This window comes from Deltaproteobacteria bacterium, from assembly GCA_030654105.1.
GTDB lineage: Bacteria > Desulfobacterota > SM23-61 > SM23-61 > SM23-61 > JAHJQK01.
The window spans coordinates 1-3,319 of record JAURYC010000308.1 but is presented as its reverse complement, the minus strand read 5'-3'; the positions used below and the strand labels follow the sequence as shown (position 1 = coordinate 3,319).

The window sequence follows — 3,319 nt, the reverse complement described above, 5'->3', positions numbered from 1 at the left end:
ATAAGTCAATCATTATTTTTTACTCGCCCACCCCCGACCATGAAATGACCACTGCCTTATTTGACCAATCCCGCCAAGGGCGGGACCTTCCTGCGCGAACCGGCACGCCAACTGGGAGAAAGGGCCAATCTTCAAAATTGGGGACGGGCAAGCTATTTTTTCTTTATTTTTTGCAGGCAGGCTTCCAGATGAAAGAGGTTTTTCACGTCATCCCGGTTGTATTCCAGCAAAACCTGTAAGGCTTTTCCGTCCCCGTAGAGACGAAACCGCTCCCAAAGGCGCATGGCCTCCATGCCATCAATTCCCTTGGAGGCTCGTTCAATGCCCAGTTTTTCTTCCACCCGTTTCAGCCCACCGTAAAGGTTCTTTTGCCAGCAATCGTACATCAGGTCTCGGCATTCGAAATATTTGCTCAGATCCAGATTGATGGCCCGTTTAATCACCGGCAAATCGAAGCGATCTCCATTGTAGGTCAAGATCTCTGCCACTCCCTCCAGAGCATTCCAGAGGTTGGTCCAATTGACCTCATCCCCGATAAGCTGGATCATCTGGTTCGGGGGGCGGAAAATTCCCACGATGGTGATCTCTCCCCGCAAGGATGTTTCGATGTCCAAGTAAGCTTTCATGTATTGCGAATGCGGAATACAGGAGCCAGGAGTCCCAAAAAGCTTGTTTAAATTTAATAGGACGCAGATTTACGCAGATAACCGCAGATATAAAAAAGACGCTATGCGCATAGCGCTAAGCGCTAAGCGACTTTCTTTGTACATCCGTGTCCAAAAAGGAATTTCCTATACATTTAAATTATGGTGATTTTAGCACCGAATTCTTTTATAATCTTACCACCTCTTGGCGAAAGGGGAAAAGATGCTTCCAGATCTTTCAGATACATCCCTTCTCCAGCATCTGGAAGGCCTTGCGGCCCAACTGGGAATCGAGGTTCGCTATGAGAGCCTCGCGGATGAGGAATTCTCCATTCACAGCGGTGGATGTAAGTTGCTGGGGCGAAGTTTAATCCTTATCAATCTCCCTCTTCCCACTTTAGAGCGTGCCCGGATTCTGGCCCGGGAGCTATCCAGGTACGAGGTGGAAGATTTTTACCTACTCCCCCGCGTCCGGGAGTTCATTCTCCTTCAGGCACTGCCCCGCGAGAAAAATCTTCCCCATAAATAAAGAAGAAGTCCCACTCCCAAAAGAATCACCCATAAGATCTTGAAAATGGGCGAAGGATTCTCTTGCCCTATGAGCATCAGCAGTACGGCCGCACATAGAAATACGACGCCTGTGTAGACTTTTTTGCGATCGATGTTACGCGAGGTATCTTTCATTCAATTTTAGGCCATTTGCCCCGCCAGGGTTTAGCCTCCTCAAAAGCTGCCGCTGCTTTTAGAACCGAGAGGTCATCGCAACGCCTGCCTACGATCTGCAAGCCGATGGGTAACCCATCTGTTGTCCAAGCGCAAGGAACGGAAGCTGCCGGCTGGCCGGTAAGATTAAAAGGATAGGTAAAAGCCAGATAATTTAGGGGATGGACTTTCGCTCCGGCAACTTCCCTCGGCCAATCGATTCCAGTGGGGAAAGGAGTGACCGGGAGGGTGGGGGTAAGGAGGAGATGATATTGATCGAAGAAAGGCTGAAGACGATCCCAGAAATCATGGCATCGGTTGACAGCCCGGGCGTAATCGGCAGCGCTGGCCTTCAGGCCGATTTCGATTAATCGGCCTAAACCCCGGTCCAACCGGTCCTTCCATTCCTCCAAGCGATTTCCGATTGCTCCAGCGCAATCGGCGGCAAAGAGAAGCTGGAAAGCATCGTGCATGGGAGGGGAATCCAGCTTTATCTCCTCTACCCGGGCCCCTAATTCGGAGAAGACCTGCGCCGCGGACTCAACCGCTTCTTTAACCAATGGGTCTGCGACGGTATTTCCCAGGTCCGTGCTCCAGGCTATCCTAAAACCGCGAATCCCTTTCATGAGCTTTCTTCCGAAAGAAATCTTTTTCCCAGGCAGAGAAAGGGGATCTCGATCATCCGAACCTGTCATCACTTCCATCATTAAAGCCGCATCCGCCACGGTGCGGGTCAGCGGACCCAGGTGGGCAACGCGGCGATCCAGGGCTTCCCACCCGGCGAGCAAGGGATATATGGGGATCCTGCCCCGGGATGGTTTCAACCCGAAGATCCCGCAGAAGCTTGCCGGGGCCCGGATGGACCCACCGCCATCGCTTCCCACCGCTAATGGCCCGAGGCCGGAGGCCACTGCGGCCGCAGCTCCTCCGCTGGAACCCGCAGGAGTCATCTGCAGGTCCCAGGGATTGCGGGTGATGCCCCAAAGCGGGCTGTCCGTAACAGCCTTATACCCGAACTCACAGGTCGTCGTCTTCCCCAGGATGATAGCTCCCGCAGCTTTTAGCCTCTCAACGACGACCTCGTCCCGCTCAGGGACAAAGTTTTCATGCATTTTAGAACCGAAGGTAGTGCGGATCCCCTTGGTAAAAATTGAATCTTTTATGGATACCGGGACGCCGAAAAGGAGCCCTCTGGCCTTTCCCCGGGCCATCAGGTCGTCTGCTTTTCGGGCCTGGGCCATGGCTGAATCTGGATCCCAGGTGCAGAAAGCGTTGAGCTTAGGATTCACTTTCTCGATTCGCGCCAGCACGACTTCCATCACTTCGGAGGGTTTAATTTCTTTTAACCCAATCTTGGTTTTCAACTCCAGCCCCGATAATTTCCATAGTTCATCCATATAAAAGCTCCCCTTGCCTATGACCATTGGCTTAATTTTTTTCGATTTTGGCCGAAAATACCGCTCAAGTCAATTTAATTCCGCCAGATTACGCCTTGAGGGAATGCGAATTAAGATTTTTTTATAATCCCCTTAATGTCTCAATTTCTTCCTTTTTTCCCTCCTCTATGTTATAAAAACCTTAAAGGAGAAAATGAGTATGGATCGATTTGTTGACCTTCGTAGTGACACGGTAACCAAACCAACTCCCGATATGCGCCAAGCCATGTTTGAGGCAGCGGTGGGAGATGATGTCTTTGGGGAAGACCCTACTGTCAATGCCCTTCAGGAAAAAGCCGCGCGGCTCCTGGGCAAGGAGGCCGCCCTCTTCGTAGCCTCGGGGACGATGGCCAATCAATTGTCCATCAAAGCCCACACCCAGCCGGGAGACGAAGTGATCATCGAGGCCGGGGCCCACGCTATGAACTTCGAAGGGGGCGCCGGAGCCGTGATCTCGGGGATTCAGTTCTTGGGTATCCCAGGAAATCGAGGAATCTTCGAGGCCGTTCAGGTGGAGGCGGCCATCCGGGTTGACGA

At 52.0% G+C, this 3,319-nt stretch carries 4 protein-coding genes; 2 read left to right on the top strand and 2 right to left on the bottom strand.

What is annotated here, in order from left to right; translation table 11 throughout:
- Positions 1-152 precede the first annotated feature (152 nt).
- Positions 153-626 carry a ribonuclease H-like domain-containing protein gene (locus tag Q7V48_13395; GenBank protein ID MDO9211720.1) on the bottom strand — a complete coding sequence of 158 codons (474 nt, stop codon included), beginning with the start codon at positions 624-626 and terminating at the stop codon, positions 153-155.
- 241 nt (positions 627-867) lie between these two features.
- Between Q7V48_13395 and Q7V48_13390 the strand changes: the two genes are divergently transcribed.
- Positions 868-1,173, top strand: a complete 306-nt coding sequence (locus Q7V48_13390; GenBank protein MDO9211719.1) for a hypothetical protein — start codon at positions 868-870, stop codon at positions 1,171-1,173.
- 151 nt (positions 1,174-1,324) lie between these two features.
- Here Q7V48_13390 and Q7V48_13385 read toward each other — a convergent pair whose 3' ends face one another.
- On the bottom strand, positions 1,325-2,743 hold the full coding sequence (locus tag Q7V48_13385) for an amidase family protein (GenBank protein MDO9211718.1): 1,419 nt from the start codon (positions 2,741-2,743) through the stop codon (positions 1,325-1,327).
- Positions 2,744-2,942: 199 nt separating this feature from the next.
- Between Q7V48_13385 and Q7V48_13380 the strand changes: the two genes are divergently transcribed.
- On the top strand, positions 2,943-3,319 hold a 377-nt coding region (locus tag Q7V48_13380; protein MDO9211717.1), incomplete at its 3' end, for a beta-eliminating lyase-related protein.